Here is a 19,048-nt window from a genome sequence, read left to right as displayed (position 1 = left end):
CCCATGCGGACGGTGGCTTCGCTGCCGTACGAGATCACCGAAGAGGACCATGTCTGGATCCCGGTTTCCGACGGCGTGCGCTTGTCGGCCCGGATCTGGCGGCCGGTCGCTTCGGACGGCGAGCCGGTCCCGGCGATCTTGGAGTACATCCCGTACCGGCACCGCGACCTGACCTCGGTGCGGGACTCGGTGCACCATCCGTACCTCGCGGGGCACGGCTACGCCTGCGTCCGCGTCGACATCCGCGGTTCGGGGGAGTCGGAGGGGATCCTCGCCGACGAATACCTCGAACGGGAGCAACTCGACGCCGAGGACGTCCTCGAATGGATCGCCGCGCAGCCATGGTGTTCCGGCCGGACCGGCATGATGGGCATCTCCTGGGGCGGGTTCGCCGCCCTGCAGGTGGCGGCGCGCAAACCGCCGAGCCTGACCGCGATCGCGATCTCGTCGTTCACCGACGACAGGTACGCCGACGACATGCACTACATGGGCGGCTGCCTGCTGTCGGACAACGTCGCCGAAGCCTCCACGATGTTCGCCTACGCCACGTTGCCGCCCGACCCCGCGCTGGCGGGGGAGCGCTGGCGCGACCTGTGGCACGAACGGCTGGAGAACTGCGGTCTCTGGGTGGGCGAATGGCTGAGCCACCAGCGACGCGACGAGTACTGGCGGCACGCGTCGGTCTGCGAGAACTACAGCGACGTCCAGGTGCCGGTCCTCGCCTCCAGTGGCTGGGCGGACGGGTACTCGAACGCGGTCTCGCGGCTGCTGGCCAATCTCGACGTGCCGCGGCGCGGGCTGATCGGGCCGTGGTCCCACAAGTACCCGCATCTCGGACGGCCAGGGCCCGCCATCGGGTATCTGCAGGAACTGGTCCGCTGGTGGGACCACTGGCTGAAGGACGCCGAAAACGGCGTCATGGACGGGCCGATGCTGCAGACCTGGATGCAGGACAGCGTGCCGCCGTCGACCTCGTACGAGGACCGCCCCGGCCGCTGGGTGGGGGAGCCGTCGTGGCCGTCGCCGCATGTGCGCCCGTCCGGGCATCGGCTCGCCCGGCACCGGATCGCACGGCCCGGTGAAGAGGTCCCGGCGGAGGACCTGCCGGTGGAATCACCGCTTTCGGTCGGCCAGTTCGCGGGCAAATGGGCCTCCTACAGCGCTCCGCCCGATCTGCCGTACGACCAGCGGGAGGAGGACGGCGGCTCGCTCGTCTTCGACACCGACGAACTCGCCGAGCCGTGCGAGATCCTCGGCTCGCCGGTGGTGGACCTGGAGGTCTCGGCGGACGAACCGGTGGCGCAGGTCGCCGTCCGGCTGTCCGATGTCGCGCCGGACGGCAGGGCCACGCGAGTGACCTACGGTCTACTGAACCTGACCCACCGGGACGGGCACGACGACCCGGAGCCGCTCGAACCGGGCAGGCGATACCGGGTGCGCGTCGAGCTGAACGCCGTCGCGCAGGCTTTTCCCGCCGGGCACCGGATCCGGCTGTCGATCTCGTCGTCGTACTGGCCGCTCGCGTGGCCGCCGCCGGAACCGGCGAGGGTGACCGTCCACACCGGACAGAGCATGCTCACGCTGCCGGTGCGGCCGATGGCGGAAGCGGACGAGGTCCCGGCGCGGCCGTTCGGTGAACCCGAAGGCACGGAACCACTTCCGGCGACCCAGGTCGAACCAGGCGAGCAGCGCTGGACCGTCTCCCGCGACCTGATCGACTACCGCTCCGCGCTCGACATCGTGAAGAACGAGGGCAAGGTGCGCTTCGAGGACATCGACCTCGACGTCACGAGGAACGTGTTCGAGCGGTACTCGTGGGTGGCCGACGACTTCTGCTCCCCGGTGGCGGAGACGGCGTGGTCGATGACGTTCGCCCGCGGGGACTGGTCCGCGAGGTCCGAGACCCGGACCCGGGTTTCGTGCACTCCCACCGAGTTCGTGATCGACGCGCAACTCGACGCTTTCGAGGGCGAGCGAAGGACGTTCTCCCGCAACTGGCATCGGACGGTTCCCCGTGATCAGGTCTAAGACGAGTCTCACGGCGAGGTCGCTGCTCGCGTGGCTGCGCCTCACCGACCGGAAGCGCACCTACGCCGAGCTCGACCGGTTCCGCCGGAGCATCGAAAGCAGTCAGGCGAAGGGGGACCGAGGGCCGATCCGCTCGATCCGGCGCCGGTTCGACGTCACGAGGTCCGAAGTGGACGGACGGCCTTGCTACACGATCCGCCCGCGCCGCGGCGGGGTCGGCAAGCATGTGCTGTACTTCCACGGCGGTGCTTACGTGCACCAAATCCAGCACGACCACTGGCGGTTCTTCGGACGGCTGATCGACCGCACCGGATGCGCGGTCACCGTGCCGATCTACCCGCTGGCCCCGGCGCATCAATGCCCGGAGACCACCGCGTTCGTCCGCCGCGCCTACGACGAGTTCGCCGCGGATGTCGCCCCGGAGGACCGGATCGTGATGGGGGATTCCGCCGGCGCGGGGATCGCGCTGGTGCTCACCAAGGCGTTGCGGGACGAAGGCAGGCCAGTGCCGAAGGAGACCGTCCTGCTGTCGCCGTGGCTGGATCTGACGATGAGCCACCCGGCGCAGCCCGTGCTGGACCGGCGTGATCCCTACCTCGCGCTCACCGGGCTGAACGAGGCGGCGAGGCTCTACAGTGGACGGTTGCCCCGCACGGATCCCAGGCTGAGCCCGCTGTTCGGCGACCTTTCCGGGCTCGGGGCGCTGACCGTCTACATCGGGACCAAGGATGTCCTCCTCGCCGACGCCCGGCGCCTCCGCACGCTGTGCACCGAACAAGGAGTGCAGTTGGGCTATCACGAATACGAGGGCATGATCCACGCGTGGATGCTGGCCTCGATCCCGGAAGCCAGGCTGGCGCTGGAGGAGATCGCGCATCTCGTGGACAGATCGCTCGTGAAATCGGTGTAGCCGCGTGACGAGTGGGTAACCGGAAGGCAACGGACGGCGAAGCGAGGTTGTACGTCCACCGTCCGTGAGGTGGACCGGCGTGGGCAGCCCCGGCGGAGCAGGGACGCCGGCGCGCCGGTCACCGCGTCCACCTTCGGGCGCGGCACAAGATTGGGGTCCGTTTGCGCCGCCCGCCGGAACACGGCCGTGCTTTGAAGACCGAACACGCGTGCTTGAAGACCGAACACGCGTGCTTGGAGCCGGAACTCGCGAGATACGGCTCCAAGCACGCGAGTTCCGCTTTCCAGCACGCGAGTTCGGTCTTCAAGCACGGGTGGGTCAGCTCGGGCGGACCGCGAGGAGGTCCACCACGTCCTCCGCGACACCCCGCTTCTCGAATCGCGCCCGTTGCCGGTCCGCCCCGCCGCCCTCGGCGGCCAGCCTGGCGCAGCCGTCGCGGACGAAATCGAGATCACCGGTTTCCGCCAGCGCGCCGGCGGCGAACGCGACGACGTCGTCGAGCACCTCGCTCGCCGGGGCGAGATCGCCGGTCCGGAAATGCGGACAGCGGCCGGAGAGACCCTCCCGTGACGCGCGCCAGATCTGCGCCCGCAGAACCTCGTTGGACAGCTTCGAGGGGTCTTCCTCCGAGGCGAGGATCGTGCCGACCAGGCCTCGGATCAACACCCCGTAAAGCACCGCTTCGCCGACGGTGGCCGCGACGTCGCCGAGCCGGAACTCCACCGTCGGTTGTTTCTCGGAAAGCCTTACGTCCCAATAGACCATCGCGCGATCGAGGATGGCGCCCGCCCGGAGCCAGGCGTCGACGACGCTCTCGTAGTGGTCCAGCGAGCCGAACAGCGGCGGCGCGCCCGCCGAGGGCCAGCGGTTCCATTGCTGGTAACGCCAGCTGGCGTAGCCGGTGTCGTAGCCGTCGCAGATCGCGGAATTGGCGGTCACGGTCAGCAGCGCGGGCAGGAAGGGCCGCACGTGGTCGATCACCCTGATACCGGTTTCCCGGTCGGGGACGGCGATGTGGACGTGGCAGCCGCAGGTGTGCGACGTCCGCGCGGTCGCCCCGAAATGTTCGGACATCCGCTCGTAGCGCGGATTCGGGGTGATGGCGGGCAAAGCCGTTTCCGCGAGCGGTGCGCTGCCGCTGGGCAACAGGCGGCAACCCCGCCGTGCGGCGGCTCCCGCCAGGTCGGCCCGCATAATCGTCAGCTGCCGCTCGGCCTCGTCGCGGGTCGTGCAGATACCGGTGGCCGATTCGGCCTGGGAGCGGGTGAGTTCGTGCTGGAGTTCGCCCTCTTCCTCGTCCGTGGCGTCCACGACGGCGTCGCCCGCCGGGGAAAGGTGACCGGCCCGGTCCACCACGAAGAACTCTTCCTCGATCCCGAAGGTGAGTACGGCGTTGTTCACAACCGCTGATACCCGCGGCCTGCTCGGCACAAACTTGTTTTCGCAGGTCGAGCACGGGGTATCTCAGGGCAATGAACACGAAGTCGGAGGAGCCGCCGTATCTGCTGGCCGCACAGGCCGGCTCAGTCGTACGCCACCTGTACAGCAGGCTGCGGGCCGGTGAACCGGCCACGGCCGCCGACCTGTGCCGGACCATCGGGGCGTTGCAGCAGCTCGCCGACGACCTCACCCAGGTCCTGCCCGGCCTGCAGGCGCAGCTCGAAGAAAGCCTGCTGGACGGCCAGATCGGGGCGGGTGACACGACGGGTGAGGCCTGGGACAAGGTCGCCGACGTCGGTTACTCGCTCGCCCAGGCCCGCACCGGTGGTCTCCTGCTGGCCGCGGAACTGCGCGTTTCGCGGCGCACGCTGGGAGAACTCGCTTCTTTGTGACACACCGTGTTCAGCCGACCGGCTGAGCACGGACCACCGCCACCGGGCAATGCGCGTGGTGCAGCGCGTCGTCGCTGACCGAGCCCAGCAGGAGACGCCGGAGATCGCCGTGATCGCTCCGGCCGAGCACGAGCAACGCGGCCTCGCTGGATTGCACGGTCAAGGCCTGCGCGGCGGGCCCCACCCCGTGCACCGTCTCCACGATGACGTCCGGATAGCGCTCCCGCCACGGCTCGAGCTGCCGGGCGACGAGTTCGTCGGCGACCTCCTGGGGAATGCCTGGTGCCGGGTCCAGCACCGGCCCACCGAGCAGTGGTTCGCTCGCGGGACCCCAGAGCGGCATCCGCGCGACGTGGACCGCGTGCACGGTGAGCCCGTGCCGAGCGGCGAAGTCGAACGCGAAACCGGCCGCCTGCGCGCTCTGCGCCGAGCCGTCGGTACCGAGGATCACCGGCCCGCCCAGGGGTGGCTCGTCCCCGCGCACGACCACGACGGGACGTCCGGCGGTCTTGGTCACGCCGGATTCCGTCGAGCCGAGGACGGCCCTGGTGAACAGCCCCGTGTGCGACTCGCCCAGCACGATCATCGCCGCGTCCTCCTCGTCGGCGACCGAGGTCAGGACCTGCTCCGGAATGCCTCCGCGGACGACCGTGCGGACGTCGAGGTCCGGGTCGGAGCGTTTCAGTGCTTCGGCCATCGAGGCGAGCTGCCGCTGGGCGGGTTCCACTTCCGCGGCTTCGTCGGCGGCCTGAGGGACCGCCTCGTTCAGCGGTGTCGCGACCGGGTCCGATCCGGGTGGGGGAAGCCGGTCGCGGGTGCAGTACGCGAGGACCACGCCGAGGTCGCGGGTCTTCGCCTCGGCGACCGCCCAGCGGACGGCACGCCGGGCTTCGGGCGATCCGTCGAAACCGATCACCACCGGCCCGCGGCCGGTCTGTGCAGCGGACATGGGACATCACCTCCGACCTGCTGGTGGTACCCGCTTTCCGCGGTCTTCAAGCGGACGGCCGGTTTCGCCGGACCGGATGGCTGGGTACCTCTCACCTATGACTTTCCTGTCGACGCCCCGCGCGCTTGACAAGAAGCGCGCCTTCTCAGTGTCCTCCGAACGGCGGGCGCTCGAAGAACCACGGGGACGTCTGCGGCTGCACGTGAGCAGGCCGACCAGGGGGACCACCGTCGTCAAGATGAACGGGGCGGTCGACCTCGGAACCGCGCCGCGCCTGTGGGAGATGCTCGATCAGCGGCTCCACGGCAGCGGCACCACGGTGATCGTCAACCTCTCCGAGCTCGAGTTCTTCGGGGTGACGGGCATCCGGGCGCTCGAACGCGCGCAGTTGCTCGCCGACGAAACCGGGACGGACTTGTTCATCTTCGCGGGTGAATGCCGTTCTGCCTGCCGCCTGCTCGGTCTTTGCGAGAGCGGAACCCTCCACGTGCTGTGACGTGTCACAAGGGCTTGGGGCGTGTCGCGGCCCGAGCCGCAAGGGCCGCGTTCAGCAGGGCGATATGTTCGAGCCGGGTGGGATCCAGGCCGGTGAGATCGGCGATCCGGCGCAGCCGGTAGTCGACGGTGTTGGGGTGGACGTGCAACGCCGCGGCGGTCTGACGGCGCCCTCCCCGATCGAGGAAGGTCTCCAGCGTCTGCAGGAGTTCCTCGTTACCGTCCAGCGGGGTCAGCCGGGTGGCCAGCCGGTCGAGTGCCGGGCCCGGGCGCGAAAGCTGGTATTCGAGCAGGACGTCGTCGAGCCGGTACAGCCCGGGAGGCCGCCCCGATCCGATGGCGACCGCGAGCACGTCCTGCGCGAGCCTCGCCGCGGCGGGCACGCCGGACGGCTCGGCCGCGGCGGTCCCGGCGATGACCTCGGCGCCCGCCGTACGGGCGACGTCGGCGAGGACCCGTTCCAGTCGCTCCCAGTCCTGTGTGGACAGTTCCTCGGCCGCGGTTTCGTGCGGTAGCAAGGCGAGACCACCGTCCGGCGTAAGCGAAGTCAGGACGGTGCCCCGGATCTGACGCTCCAGTTCGACCCGCAGCCGCCGGAGCTTCCGGCGCCCGGCGACCAGCGGGTCGACCCCGTCGACCTCCTCGTCCGGATGCGCCCCGACCGCCGCCGCGAGGACGATGTAGCAGGGCGGCAGCCGCAGGCCTGCCTGCCCCGCCGCGACTTCCGCCGGGTCGCCGTCGAGCAGGGCGGAGAGCACCGTGTGCCGCGCCGAACGCTCGTCGTCGAACATCGTGCGGCGTTCGTCGAGATAGCCGGCGCCGACCGCGGGCGTGACCACCTCCAGATAACGCAGGGTCAGCGCGTTGACGGCCAGGACGTCGGCGACCTCGTCCGGTCGCGCGTCCGGCGTCAGCGACGCCCAGACCACCTGGATGCCGATGTGGTACGCGGTGAGCACGATGTCGATCGGGATGCCCTCCTCCGCGCGCCGGGCCGCCGATTCGCGGAGGAAGTCGAGCTCTCGCCGCGTCGGCGTGGCCCCGGTGCGCAGAGTGTCGATGAAGGAACGCAGGTTCTGCTCGATCACGTGCGTGATGTCGCCGCTGAGCTCCTCGGCGGGCAGCAGGCCGTACTCCGGGATCCGGAGCACGATCTCGGCGAGCACCGTCTTCGCGAGGGACGGCAGGACTTCGGTCAGCCGTTCCGCCAGTGGACGGCCGCCGATACGGAAGCCTGGATCCTTGTCACCCGTCACAACCGCTCATCATGACAGCTGGTCAGCGCGTGAGCACGTCCCGTGCCGAATCGAGGGTCGGGTGCACGGTGAGGACCGCGTCGAGGCCGAGCAGCGACATCGGTCGCAGCAGGGCCCGCTCCTGGGTGACCAGGACGAACGGAACGCCCGCTTCTTCGGCGTTCGCGCGGATCCGCACGAACGCGGTGAAGCCGGACGAATCACAGAAGGTGACCGCGGACAGGTCGGCGATCAGCGCCGCCGGCTTGAACCGAAGCTCCTCGTCCAGCGCCTTCCGCAGGTCGTCGGAGACGCTGAGATCGATTTCGCCGGATACGGTGACCACCGTGTCGGTGGCGGAAGCCGTGATCGAGATGTCGAGGGGGGACACGAATCTCCGGGTGGACTGGGGCGGATCGGAAGCGGGAGCGCGGTAGTCGGTCAAATTGACTCCTTGCCGGTACGGGGGGCCGGCTGCTGCCCAGAGACATGCCGGACCCGGAAGAGGGGACCCGGCGGCTGGTGTCTGAACCGCGACTGGCCAACCGTAGCAGCCTTGCGGCCGGTTACGCCGGATGAGCGATGCATGGGCATCGCCGACGCCGGCCGTCATGCCCTCCGCACCCGGGCTTCGCCGACCATGACCTGATCCAGACCGCGATGGATCTCGTCGGCTTGATCCCACAGGTCGGCGGCCAGCTCAGCGGCGCCTTCAGCGGCCGCGACATTGCCGAGGCCGGTGTAGGCGCGCGCGGTTTCGTACCGGCTTCCGCAGGCCTCCGCCCGGCCTGCGGCGGCCCGGTAGGCCGAGGCGGCCAGGTCGTGGCGCTCCGCGTGGTACCAGGCCCAGCCCAGGCAATTGAGCGCCATGGCGGCGTCGAGATCCAGCCCCAGTTCGTCGAAGACGGCCAACGTCCGGGTGGCGATCGCGGCGGCGTCGGCGGACCGCCCCAGCGCGGTCAGCACCAGTGCGATCCCGCGGTCGGTGATCGCGGCGTTGCGGCGATTGCCGTCACGGACGTAGAACGCGTGCGCCTGCCGGAGATCCCGCAAGGCGTCGTCGTGGTCGCCCCGATAGTGCTCGGCCCAGCCGTTGTGCGCGAGAGTGGTGGTCTCCCCGTGCCCGTCACCGATCCGCCGGAACAGTGCGAGCGCTTCGCCGTAGTGCGCCGAAGCTTCGTCCAGGTCGCCGCGATCGACGTGCGCGACCCCGAGGTTGGCGGTGGTGGTGGCCAGCGCCCACGTGTCCCCGATCGCTTCGGCGGACGAACGCGCCCACCGATGGGTCTCCAGCCACGGATCCCAGAGTTTGGCCACGAAGAAGAAATCGCGCAGGAAGAAGGCGAGCTGCCAGCATCTCTCGTGTTCGCCGCGGTCGCGCGCCGTCCTGCACAGGGCCACCAGGCCGGGCCATTCGGTGCGAAACCAGGACATCGCCATCTCGCTGTCGTCCAGTCTGGCCGGTTCCGGGACACCCGGGCCGAAGACGATCTCCGGGACGTAGCGGTGCGGCGTGAGTTCCCGGTCGGCCCGCGCGGCGGTCCGGACCGCGAAATCGGCGAGCCTGCTGAAGGCCTTCATCCCGTCCTCCGCCTCGGTGAGCACGAATTCGGTGGCGAACGCGCGCAACAGGTCATGGAATCCGTATCGGTCGGGTTCCGGTTGGGTGAGCAGATGGGCTTCGTGCAAACGATCCAGCAGCCGATCGGCCTCACGGAACGGAAGCGCGCTCAACGCGCTCGCGGTATGGACGTCGACGTCGGTTCCAGGGTGGACGGTCAGCAGGCCGAAAAGTCGTGACTCGGCGGCGCTCAACTGCTGAACGGACAGCCGGAATGCGGCGGCGAGCGAGCGTTCGCCGTCGTCCAGTTCACCGAGGCGGGCCGTTTCGTCCGCCAGGCGCCGATCGAGTTCCCCGACGTCCCAAGCGGAATGCGCCCGGAGCCGCGCCGCGGCGATCCGGATCGCGAGGGGGAGCCTGCCGCATCGCCGGACCACCCTGGTGACGGCGGGGCCGGAGGGAACGCCGGTGACCGTGGTGAAGAGGTCCACCGCCGCGTCGAGCGGGAGCATGTCCAAGGAGACGTGCGTGGCGTCGTCGAGCGCGCTCAGCCTGGACCTGGACGTGATCAGCACGCGGCATTTCGGTTCGGCGGGAAGCAACGGGCGTACCTGCGCCGCACTGACCGCGTTGTCGAGCACCAGCAGCAGACTGCGGCCGCGAAGCCGGGACCGGTACAGCGCCGCGCGATCGGCCGGTTCGGCCGGGATGACGTCCGCCGGGACACCGAGCACGCGAAGCAACCTGTCGTGTACGGCGGCGGCTTCACCGGCTTCATCGCGCAAGTCGATGAACAGGCAGCCGTCGGCGAACCCCGATTCCAGCCGATACGCGCACCGCACCGCGAGTTCCGTCTTGCCGACACCGCCCATGCCGGACACGACGCAGACACCACCGTCGGCTTCGAGCGCCGTGCGGATCGCCCGCAGTTCGGCCGTCCGGCCGGTGAAGGAGGAGGTCGCCGGTGGCAAACCGGACGGCCTCACGTCCGGCCGTGTCCTGCGCCGCACGGGTTCGCCGGGCAGCAGCGGTTTCAGTTCGCCTTCCGCGCCGAGTTCTGTTTCGCACAACGCGGCGAGTGCCGGGTTCGGCGCGGAAAGCCCGGTCTCGACTTTGCTGAGGTAACCCTTGCTGTAGTGAGTGCGAGCGGCGAGTTCGGTGAGCGAAAGGCCTGCCGCTTTGCGGCGGCGGCGTAACTCCGCTCCGAACGTGGCTCTCTCGTTCATCGGCACCCATCCTCGTCGGAGGATCAGTATGGCCGTGCGGACGATGTTCCGGCAGTGGCTTCCGTCCGCCGGCCGGATCCGCGGACCCGGCCGGCGGAGGTGTGCGTGTTTCATGCCGTGTCCTCAGCCGAACACGAAGCCGAGCAGGGCCAGGATCAGGCCGATGGCGTGGGTCTGCATGGTCAGTCCACCTCCTTTCCCTGTGTGGCGACCACGGGAGAGACCGGGTTCGCGGGCGCGGTTCCCTGTGCGCTGCCGAGCGCCACCCCGATGAAGAGCGCGACCACCCACAGCCAGAAAGCGAGCCGTAAGAGCAGCGAAAACGAGCACTTGACGGTCATTCCGACTCCTTCGGTGAACGCATGAGGGCAGCACTCGGCAACGCGGGAAAACCGCTGGTTGGGGTGTTATCGCCGCGAATTGGAGCGGCTCACCAAGAATGTGTCGCCGGTCCGGGAGCGACAAGGAGTTTCCTGTTTCCCGTATCAGCGGGAAAGGAAAACCCAAAATAACGATCGGCGATACACGGCCGCGACCGGCTGGACAGGGGCCGCCGAGCTGGCGACTATTGACGACCGTGCTTGAACCACTAGGGGAGGACTGGTGACCGTCAGCGCTGCGGATCTGGCCGGCGAATTGAAGATGCTTCGGCGAGGAAGGGGAATTGCGGCACCTCAGCTGGCCGAACGGGCGGGCCCCGCGTTACGCGCGGTCTGCGGGACGTCCGGAAGCGACGGGAACGCGGCGATCCGGCGGACGCTGGGCGAATGCCTGTCCGGATGGGCGCGTTCGCTGCCCGAGGATCTGTGCACCGCCGTGCTGGCCGCGCTCGGGCTGCACCCGGAGGCGGTGCATCCCTTCTATCAGGATCGAGTGCGCTGGCTGGCCAAGCATCTGCAGCGCGACGACCGGACCGCCCGCCGTCGTATCGACGAAGGCATCGATCGGCTCGCCGAGGTCGCCGTCGCGTCCACAAGCGAATCCGACGAGGACGAAGCGGCTCAGCCCAGCAAAAGGTGGCACACGGAGGAGCTGCGCGTGGCGGTGGCGCTCGACCAGCCGGTGCCAGAGGTCCTCGAAACCCGTCGGATCGTCGCCGATGCCGACGACATCGCCGAACTCGACCTCGCCCTCACCCTGACCGACTCGGCTTACCGTGGCGAAGCCATCGGCAGTGAGGATCTCCGCGTGGACGTGTTCCACGGTGGACGGCTGACCGGGCGGGTGATGGAGTCCACCGATCGCGTCGGGCTGGCGTTACGGTTGCCCAGGCCGCTCAAACGGCAGAGCAAGCATGAAATCGCGTTACGGTTCAGGGCGGAGTTCAGGCATCCGCATTTCGTCTGCGTCCCGCGGCATCCGGTCGACCTGTTCGATCTGCACGTCCGGTTCGCCCTGCCCATCCCGGCCGAAGTCGTACTGCTGGAGCGGGTCTTCCAGGACGACGCGAGTGACGAGGCGGCGCGCGGGTTCTCCTTGACGCCGGACGCGTCGGGCGAGATCCACGTCCAGTTCCGGCGGTTGACACCGGGTTTCGCCTACGGGGTGCGCTGGAGGCCCTCGGAGCCTGACGTCCTTCACGGAACTTCATGACGGCATCGCCTTACCCCTCAGTACCCGTTTCGCCGCGACCGCCTTCTCGGACAGTTCGGTCGCATGGCCGAGCGTCGCGACGATGTCGTCCGCGGCGCCGTCGACCAGGTGGGTGGCACGCCGGTACTGGCCGCGTCCGCCGAAGGCCAGCGCGAGGCCGAGGTCGAGCCTGGTTTCGAGGGTTTCCGGATGGGTCGAGCCCAGCAGCCGGATCTGTGGCTGGAGGATCTCTTCGAGGATTTCGGCCTGGCGGCCGAAGTCGCGCAACTGTCCGTGCGCCAGGGCCATGCCGTGCTTGATCCGGTACCGCAAACGGTTTTCGCCGCCGAAGACGCGGAGCACGGTCCGCTCGGTCGCGCTCAGCGCGGGCAAGGCCCGCTCCGGCCGCCCCAGTAGCAGGAGCGCGCGGCCTGCCATGGCCGACGCGGTCAAGGCCGGCGGGCTCTCCGTGCCGTGACGTCGTCCATACCTGGCTTCGAGCTCGCGCAGTACGGCGGACGAGCGGTCCGGGTGCACGTCTCGGAGGTCGAGGGTGATCGTCGCCTCCGCCCACAGCAATTCGGCTTCGGCGCAGCGGAAATGCCACCTCCTGCCGGAGGCGTGGAACACCGCGATCACCTCCGCCGCGACTTCGCGTGCCCGGTGCGGACGGTCGTCGAGCAGCAGAGCGCGGGCGTATTCCAGCAGGGCCGACGGCAGGAGGTCCGCGGACGGCGAGTCGTGAAGCTCCGGCAGGATCGCGTCGAGCGCGGCGATGGCCTCCCCGGCTCGGCCTCGGAGCCGCAGGGCCTGCGCGCTCGCCACGACCGCGGGCAACCCGGCTTCACCCCGGCAGGGCAGCTCGTGCCAGAACGTCCGCTCACCGGCGTCGTAGTCGCCTTGACAGTCGAATGCCTGTGCGGCGACCAACCTGGCGGTGCATCGCTCGTGGTCATCGGTCGCGGACAGCATCGCGTGCCGGGCGTGCCGCACGGCCTCCGGGTACAACCCGCAGGCGATCTCCACCCGCGCGGCCGTCGCGAAGTCGGTGCTCTTGGCGCCTTCGGTGGACAAGATCACGGCGTGGATCTCACCGGCGGCGAAGAAGTCCTGATGCCGTTCGTGCGCGGCCGCGACCGAGCGCAGCAGCCGGATCCGGAGCTCCGCGGACGTGCGCTCGGCGAGGGCGCGGGCATGCTGGAGGAGGAAGTCCCGGTATCCGGCGCGATCGTCGGAAAGCAGCCGTAGCAAGGACTTCGCGGCGGCCTCGGGAAAGTCGCCCGGATCGAGCCCGGCCTCGGCCACTTCCGCCACGAGTGGTTGCAGCCGTAACCCGCCGTCCACAAGCGAGGCGACACCTCGTTCTTCCAGCTCGCCGACGGCTTCGGCGAAGCCGTCTTCGCCGCCGAGAACGTCACGGGCGATGCCGAGCGGAAACGGGACCGGCGCCAGCAGCCCGCCCAGCCGGACGATCCCGGCGGCGACCGGACCGCAGCCGGCGAGCAGGCCGCGGATCGCCGGTGGCGCCGTGTCCGGACAGGAGGCGGGCGGCTCAGTGCCTTGGCGTGGCGTGGCCAAAGCGTTGGCGCGCAGCGTGATCGGATGTCCGCCGCAGTGCTCGACGAGACGGAGCACCGCTTCTCGTCCGGCGGCGTCGGCCGGTGCGTGGTGGTCGCTGAACAGCCTGAGCCCCTCGGCCGGTGACAACCCGCCGAGCTCCAGCGTCGCGACGCCCGGCGGAGCACCCTCCATCCGGCTGACGAGCACCGTGGACACCGCGGGAGTGGGGAGGAGCAGCCGCCTGAGGACGTCCGGAGGGAGCCCTGGCGGTACGTCGTCGATGAGAACGAGAACGCGGCGCCCGTCGGCGCCGATCCGTTCGGCGACGTGGGCGCGCAGCCGGTCGAAGTCGATGCCTGCCAGGTCGGCGCCCAGCCGATCCCCGGCCGCGCGGGCCAGCGCGAGGTGGAACTGGGACAGGACCTCTTCCGGCGCGTGCTGCCCGAACGGGCCCAGCCGCAGGACACCGCCGTCGAAGGTGTCCTGGAAGAGGCGGGCGTACTGTTCGGCCAACACGGTCTTGCCCACACCCGGCAGGCCTCGCACCATCAGGACCGGGTGGGCGTGCAGGCCACGATGGATCGCCCGGAGTTCGCGATACCGCCCGACCAGCCGGGCCGGGCGTCCGCGGCGGGCGTCGGCCACCTTGCGCAGGACGAGCCCGACGAGGGCGGGCAGATTCCGTGGATCGACCGCGTGTTCGCCGTCCGCCCCCGGATCGACGACCAGGACCCGGTCGGCACGCGAGCAAAGGACCAGGACGACACGTGAGTTCGCGAGCGCGTCGGCGAATTCGTCGATGACGGTGTCCCGGAGAACACGAAGCCCCGCGTCGCGAAGAGCCGTTTCCCACTCGTCCATCGGCACGACGCCGTCCGGAAGGGCCGGTGGGAAACACAACAAGACATCGAAACGATCCGTCATCCGCGCTCTCCCCGTGATCGTGGCGATTCGACAGCGCAGGGATCGATCCCGGGGACGGTTTCGCTACCCGCGATCGCGCCGTGCCGGAAGCTGTCCTTGATCTGCCCGCTTTCCGGCGAACGGCAACGGACAAAATCAGGACAAGAAACGTCGGGCCGCAACGCCTTCTTCGTTCTCCTCGATTACGGAGCATGGGAATCGCCATTGACACCACGGCCGAGGGAAACGGCACGTCCGGTGTGCTGATCCTCGTCGTGATCGCCGTCGTTTACCTGGGCCATATCGCCTTCAAGAGACACGGATTCCGGCCGCGGCGCGTGGAAACCACGCTGACCGGGCAGCAGCTGCGACAGGTCTTCAAGAAGAAGATCGCGAGGAAGGGCTGGTCCCTCGCGGACGACGGCAACCCGATGATCGCCAGGTCCGCGGAATTCGGCGGGATCCGGCAGGGGATTTCCCTCAAGATCTCCGAGGCGGACGGACGCACCGTCGGCGAACTGGCCGCGATCGTCCACAAGAAGGCGGTCTTCAGCGACACGGCGAAGGCGTACAGCCTGCGGTGGCGGATGAACGCCTTCATCGCGCAGGTCCGGCGGCTCGATTCCACCGCGAAAGTGCTGGGCTGATCCGATGCCGGCCATCGACACCCTCCCGCGCCCGTCGGGCCGGCTGACCAAAGAGATGGTCGATCCGCTCGTCATGGCGGCGAAGGCCGGTGACGAGGACGCGGTCGGCAGATTGCTGGCCGTCGTCAAACCGATGCTGGTGCGCTATTGCCGGGCCCGGATGGGCGGGCGCGACCTCTCCTACCTGTCGGCCGACGATGTCGCACAGGAGGTGTGCCTGGCGGTCTTCAAAATGTTGCCGGTGTACGAAGATCGTGGTGGTTCGTTCCTCTACCTCGTGCGGGCGATCGCGGCCAACAAGGTCGCCGACGCCTTCCGCGCGGTGTCCCGTGACCGGTCCGACCCCGTGCCCGAGCTGCCGGAGGCCGGATCGCTCCGCAACGAGCCGGAAAGCCGCATGCTCGACGTCGACCTCGGCGCGAGGCTGGGCAGGCTCGTCGCCCGGCTCCCGAAGCTGCAGCGGGAGGTGCTCACCCTGCGGATCGTCGTCGGGCTGACCGCCACCGAGACCGCGGCCGCGCTCGGGCTGACGCCGGGGAACGTCCGGGTCAAACAGCACCGGGGGCTGGTGAAGCTGCGCGAACTGGTGCGGGAGGAGGACGACTTCTCTTGACGGGCAAGGCCGCCGCGGGGTGTCGCGAAAGCCACTTTCGGGACGTCTGATGTCCCGAAAGTGGCTTTCGCGACGTGGCCCGGCGCGCCGGTGAGCGGCCGCCCTACTCCAGAACGGGATCGCCCCAGGCCAGTTCCGGGAGCCACTTGCTCTCCTTCGTACCCGGACGGTGGAATTCCAGCCGGAGCCGCAGCACACCGGTGAGTCCGATGTCGATCTTCGCCGGTTTCCCCAGCGCCACCTTGACCTCCGGCGACGGCCTGCCGTCGAGCAGGACGCGGAAGTGTCCGACCTGGAACGGCTCGGTCGCGTCGTCGAGGACACCGGCCACCGCGGTCAGCCTTCGGTAGGCCATCCCGAGGTCCACTTCGACGAAGGCGAGCCGCTCCGCCGCCCGCAAGACGATGCTGTCCGCATAGTGCACGTCGTTGATCCGCGCGCCTTCCGTGCGGATGCCGTCGCTGCACGCCCGCCATTCCAGGCCGGTCGCCAGCGACGTCTTGCCAGGGCCTGCCGCGTTCGCCGTGCCGCCGCGCCACTGGCCGCGTTCGGGACGCTGGTGGCGGGCCCTGCCGGTGATCGCGGCCAGAAGATCCTCCACACCCTCCTCGGTGAACACGTCGACCGGATATCTGGTGGTGGAGTGCGGGTTGAGGAAGTTCGGGATGTCGTCGACGGACTGCTGGGGGAACACGACCGGAAGGATCCGTTTGATCTCACCGCCGAGATCCCTCGTCAGGCGATCGCGGATCCGCGCCGCTTCGAACTGGGAGCCGCGTCCTTCGTCGAACGCCGCGTTTCCCTCGGCACGGCGTTTGTAGTCCGGCGAGGCGATGACGACCACGAAATTCGCCGTGTCGAGGTGCTTCAACGCCCACAACGACCAGTCGCGACGTTCACCGTCGTCCCATTGATCAAGGTGCACTTCGAGGCCGATCCGGCCGTGCAGGAAATCCGCGAAGTGGCGGACCCGCTCCTTGTGCTCCGGTGAATCATGTGCGTAAGTGACGAACACATGCGGCGGCTCGTTGTCGGCCATCGAAACTCCTGTCGGGTGAAGGGTGCCCGGTGGGCCGGGTGGTCGCATTCTCGACGATCACCCGGCCGCGGGACACTCATTGTCCCCCGCTTGTCATCTTTCTGTCTTTTACGGCTTCGTATGCGCTGTCGTGTCCAGTTTTTGTCGTGTTTTTGTACCTTTTTCGAAAGTGTCGTCGACCCCTACGATCGGGGCTGTCAAACGGTTCGGGGTGCGAAGGGGCGATGGCGCTCGTGTACGAGTACCACCTGTTCATCAGCTATCGCCGAGGTGGAGGCGACGCCCCGGACTGGGTGCGGAATCACTTCCACCCTCGGCTGCAGAGACTTCTGGACGACAATGTCGACTATGACGTCAAGATATTTCTGGAGGACGGCATTCCCGTGGGCGGAAGGTGGCCGCAAGAGATCCGTGACGCGTTGCAGCGCGCCCGGATCCTGATCCCGGTCTGCTCCCCGAAGTACTTTCGCGACGAGTGGTGCCTCGCTGAATGGCACACGATGGCGAAACGGGAGGAAATCGTCGCGCGGGACAGCGTGGCGAAGGCGGGCCGGTTGATCTATCCGGTGATCTTCAGTGACTCGGAAAACTTTCCAGACTGGGCCCACGAACGCCGAATGCACAGTTTCCGGAACTGGAACAAGCCGTATCCGCATTATCAGAACGCCCCCGAGTACCTCGACTTCGATCGTGAGATGGGGCGGATGGTGGAGGAACTGGTGGAGATCATCGCGCAGGCACCGCCGTGGTCTCCCGAGTGGCCGGTCGAGACACCGGCACCCGAACCGCCCAGGCCGTCGAAGCTGCCGAGGTTCTGACCCATGCCGGGAACCGTGGTCACCTTCTACTCCTACAAGGGCGGCGTCGGGCGGAGCTTCACCCTGGCCAATATCGCCGTTCTCCTGGCACGCTGGGGATATCGGGTGTTGTGTTTGGACTGGGACCTCGAAGCGCCAGGCCTGGACACCTACTTCCGGCCGATGATGAGCGCGCCCCCGTCGGGCGGCGTCGTGGACCTGATCGACGACTTCCGCGACGGCAGGCTTCGCCCCGGCGCGCATACGACCCGGCTGACCGGGAAGGTGAAGCTCGACGTCATCACCGCCGGCCGGACGGGCGACGCCTACGTCCGGCGAGTGCAGGATCTCGACTGGGAAGCCCTCTACGAACAAGGTTTCGGCGACTATCTCGAACAGTGCCGGGAACAGTGGACGGCGGCGTACGACTACGTCCTCATCGACAGCCGCACGGGGATCTCCGACATCGGGGGTATCTGCACCGCCCATCTTCCGGACCGGCTCGTCGTCCTCTTCACCGCGAACGTGCAGAGCATGCGGGGCGCGGTCGACATCGTCGAACGCGCCAACACCGCTCGCGACCGCATGCCCTACGACCGTCCACAGCTCACCGTCCTCCCGGTGCTGTCCAGATTCGACGCCCGCGAGGAGTACGCGCGCTCGGAGGAGTGGCGGCGCATCTGTCTCGAAGAGACCAAGGACCTGTTCCGCAGCTGGCTCGACAGCGACGTCTCGCCAGACGTGATGTCACGTCATCTGACGCTGCCGTACGTCTCCTTCTGGACCTTCGGTGAACAGCTCCCGGTGATGACGGAGATCAGTCCGACCGCCGACCAGATCAGCTTCGCGCTGGAAACGGTGGCGGCGGTCGTCGCGCACGACTTCGACCGGACGGATCTGCTCGCCGAGAACCGGGACGCCTACGTCGCCGCGGTCCGCGCGGAGAAGCAGACCTTCACCAAGGACGTCCGGGTCAGTACGACCAGACCGACGATGCGACTCGCCGACGAACTCATGAAGTACCTGGTGGAGCTCGGTATCCGGCCGGTGCTGTCCCTCTCGGGCGAACGGTCGATGCTCGAAAAGACCGAGGACGACGCGAAACACCTGTGCCTGATCGTCGACCGGGAGGTGAGCCGGTGGCAGTCGGCCGAGGTCGAGCTGTTCCTGCACCGGACCCTCGGCCAGGATCGCCGCGTCGTCCCGGTGCTCACCAAGGACACCGACCCGAACAGCTTGCCGGGGTACGTCGGCAATCTGCGGCACCTCCAGTTCGGCCCGTCGCGCGGACCGGTGGAGATCGCCCGGAACCTGGTGGACCAGCTCACCGGGACGACGGCACTCGTCGAACCGGGTGACCTCGACGTCGCCGGCGTGCTCCGGCAAACCGCGCACGCCCGGCTGCGGCCGCTCATGTGGGGATTCGTGGACGAGATCGTCGCCGAACTGCAGATCGCGATCGGTGCGGGGGACCGGGAACGAGTCCAGGATCTCGCCGAGGAGCTCCTGTCGGCCGCGCGGGTCCGGGCGACCGACGCGGCGCCGGGGCACCGGGTGCTCGCCCCGCCGGAGACGCGGGAGGCGATCGAATGGGCCGTGCGCACCTCGGAGGCCAGGGTGACACGCCATGGATTCAGCGGATTTCTCGATCAGCGCTAATCAGGTACGGGAAGGATCACGG

Annotated in this window: 17 protein-coding genes; 9 read left to right on the top strand and 8 right to left on the bottom strand. The window is 68.7% G+C overall.

Annotation, left to right across the window (positions count from 1 at the left end; translation table 11 throughout):
• Positions 1 to 3 precede the first annotated feature (3 nt).
• Complete coding sequence (locus ACIBTM_RS05580) at positions 4 to 2,028, top strand: CocE/NonD family hydrolase (RefSeq protein WP_395875346.1); 2,025 nt, start codon at positions 4 to 6, stop codon at positions 2,026 to 2,028.
• Complete coding sequence (locus tag ACIBTM_RS05575) at positions 2,015 to 2,938, top strand: alpha/beta hydrolase (protein ID WP_395875345.1); 924 nt, start codon at positions 2,015 to 2,017, stop codon at positions 2,936 to 2,938. The genes ACIBTM_RS05580 and ACIBTM_RS05575 overlap by 14 nt, the downstream gene beginning before the upstream one ends.
• 318 nt (positions 2,939 to 3,256) lie before the next feature.
• Here ACIBTM_RS05575 and ACIBTM_RS05570 read toward each other — a convergent pair whose 3' ends face one another.
• Complete coding sequence (locus ACIBTM_RS05570; RefSeq protein ID WP_395875344.1) at positions 3,257 to 4,339, bottom strand: glutamate--cysteine ligase; 1,083 nt, start codon at positions 4,337 to 4,339, stop codon at positions 3,257 to 3,259.
• A gap of 71 nt (positions 4,340 to 4,410) precedes the next feature.
• Here ACIBTM_RS05570 and ACIBTM_RS05565 point away from each other — a divergent pair, with 71 nt between their 5' ends.
• Positions 4,411 to 4,770, top strand: coding sequence for a hypothetical protein (locus ACIBTM_RS05565; RefSeq protein WP_395875343.1), 360 nt, complete (start codon positions 4,411 to 4,413; stop codon positions 4,768 to 4,770).
• A gap of 10 nt (positions 4,771 to 4,780) precedes the next feature.
• Here ACIBTM_RS05565 and ACIBTM_RS05560 read toward each other — a convergent pair whose 3' ends face one another.
• Complete coding sequence (locus ACIBTM_RS05560) at positions 4,781 to 5,719, bottom strand: universal stress protein (RefSeq protein WP_395875342.1); 939 nt, start codon at positions 5,717 to 5,719, stop codon at positions 4,781 to 4,783.
• Positions 5,720 to 5,867: 148 nt separating this feature from the next.
• Between ACIBTM_RS05560 and ACIBTM_RS05555 the strand changes: the two genes are divergently transcribed.
• Entirely contained in the window at positions 5,868 to 6,215 is a 348-nt protein-coding gene (locus tag ACIBTM_RS05555) for an STAS domain-containing protein (RefSeq protein ID WP_395875341.1), read from the top strand.
• 4 nt (positions 6,216 to 6,219) lie between these two features.
• On the opposite strand, the gene ACIBTM_RS05550 is transcribed toward ACIBTM_RS05555, so the two are convergent.
• The 4 genes from ACIBTM_RS05550 to ACIBTM_RS05535 form a co-directional block, all read right to left on the bottom strand.
• Positions 6,220 to 7,470: a PucR family transcriptional regulator gene (locus tag ACIBTM_RS05550; RefSeq protein ID WP_395875340.1), complete on the bottom strand. Its 1,251-nt coding sequence runs from the start codon at positions 7,468 to 7,470 to the stop codon at positions 6,220 to 6,222.
• Positions 7,471 to 7,492: 22 nt separating this feature from the next.
• The gene (locus ACIBTM_RS05545) at positions 7,493 to 7,894 is read right to left on the bottom strand and encodes an STAS domain-containing protein (protein WP_395875339.1); all 402 of its coding nucleotides are present in this window, start codon (positions 7,892 to 7,894) and stop codon (positions 7,493 to 7,495) included.
• A gap of 164 nt (positions 7,895 to 8,058) precedes the next feature.
• Positions 8,059 to 10,236 (bottom strand): ATP-binding protein, encoded by a 2,178-nt coding sequence (locus ACIBTM_RS05540; RefSeq protein ID WP_395875338.1) that lies wholly within the window; start codon positions 10,234 to 10,236, stop codon positions 8,059 to 8,061.
• A gap of 182 nt (positions 10,237 to 10,418) precedes the next feature.
• Positions 10,419 to 10,577, bottom strand: coding sequence for a hypothetical protein (locus ACIBTM_RS05535; RefSeq protein ID WP_395875337.1), 159 nt, complete (start codon positions 10,575 to 10,577; stop codon positions 10,419 to 10,421).
• A 262-nt stretch (positions 10,578 to 10,839) separates the two neighbouring features.
• On the opposite strand from ACIBTM_RS05535, the gene ACIBTM_RS05530 reads away from it, so the two are divergent.
• Positions 10,840 to 11,829, top strand: a complete 990-nt coding sequence (locus ACIBTM_RS05530) for a hypothetical protein (RefSeq protein ID WP_395875336.1) — start codon at positions 10,840 to 10,842, stop codon at positions 11,827 to 11,829.
• On the opposite strand, the gene ACIBTM_RS05525 is transcribed toward ACIBTM_RS05530, so the two are convergent.
• The gene (locus ACIBTM_RS05525) at positions 11,824 to 14,292 is read right to left on the bottom strand and encodes a hypothetical protein (RefSeq protein ID WP_395875335.1); all 2,469 of its coding nucleotides are present in this window, start codon (positions 14,290 to 14,292) and stop codon (positions 11,824 to 11,826) included. The two genes, ACIBTM_RS05530 and ACIBTM_RS05525, sit on opposite strands and share 6 nt — an antisense overlap.
• A gap of 191 nt (positions 14,293 to 14,483) precedes the next feature.
• Between ACIBTM_RS05525 and ACIBTM_RS05520 the strand changes: the two genes are divergently transcribed.
• A complete protein-coding gene (locus ACIBTM_RS05520; RefSeq protein WP_395875333.1) occupies positions 14,484 to 14,918 on the top strand; it encodes a hypothetical protein in 435 nt (144 codons plus the stop codon).
• Between the two features lie 4 nt (positions 14,919 to 14,922).
• Positions 14,923 to 15,531, top strand: coding sequence for an RNA polymerase sigma factor ShbA (gene shbA, locus ACIBTM_RS05515; RefSeq protein WP_395875332.1), 609 nt, complete (start codon positions 14,923 to 14,925; stop codon positions 15,529 to 15,531).
• Between the two features lie 103 nt (positions 15,532 to 15,634).
• On the opposite strand, the gene ACIBTM_RS05510 is transcribed toward shbA, so the two are convergent.
• A complete protein-coding gene (locus ACIBTM_RS05510) occupies positions 15,635 to 16,570 on the bottom strand; it encodes an SEFIR domain-containing protein (protein WP_395875331.1) in 936 nt (311 codons plus the stop codon).
• Positions 16,571 to 16,794: 224 nt separating this feature from the next.
• Between ACIBTM_RS05510 and ACIBTM_RS05505 the strand changes: the two genes are divergently transcribed.
• Positions 16,795 to 17,388: a TIR domain-containing protein gene (locus ACIBTM_RS05505; protein ID WP_395875330.1), complete on the top strand. Its 594-nt coding sequence runs from the start codon at positions 16,795 to 16,797 to the stop codon at positions 17,386 to 17,388.
• 3 nt (positions 17,389 to 17,391) lie between these two features.
• Positions 17,392 to 19,026 (top strand): CATRA system-associated protein, encoded by a 1,635-nt coding sequence (locus tag ACIBTM_RS05500; protein WP_395875329.1) that lies wholly within the window; start codon positions 17,392 to 17,394, stop codon positions 19,024 to 19,026.
• Positions 19,027 to 19,048 lie beyond the last annotated feature (22 nt).

This window comes from Amycolatopsis sp. NPDC049868 (genome assembly GCF_044461365.1).
Classification (GTDB): domain Bacteria; phylum Actinomycetota; class Actinomycetes; order Mycobacteriales; family Pseudonocardiaceae; genus Amycolatopsis.
The sequence above is the reverse complement of the archived record's forward strand: the minus strand, read 5'-3'. Positions and strand labels throughout refer to the sequence as shown.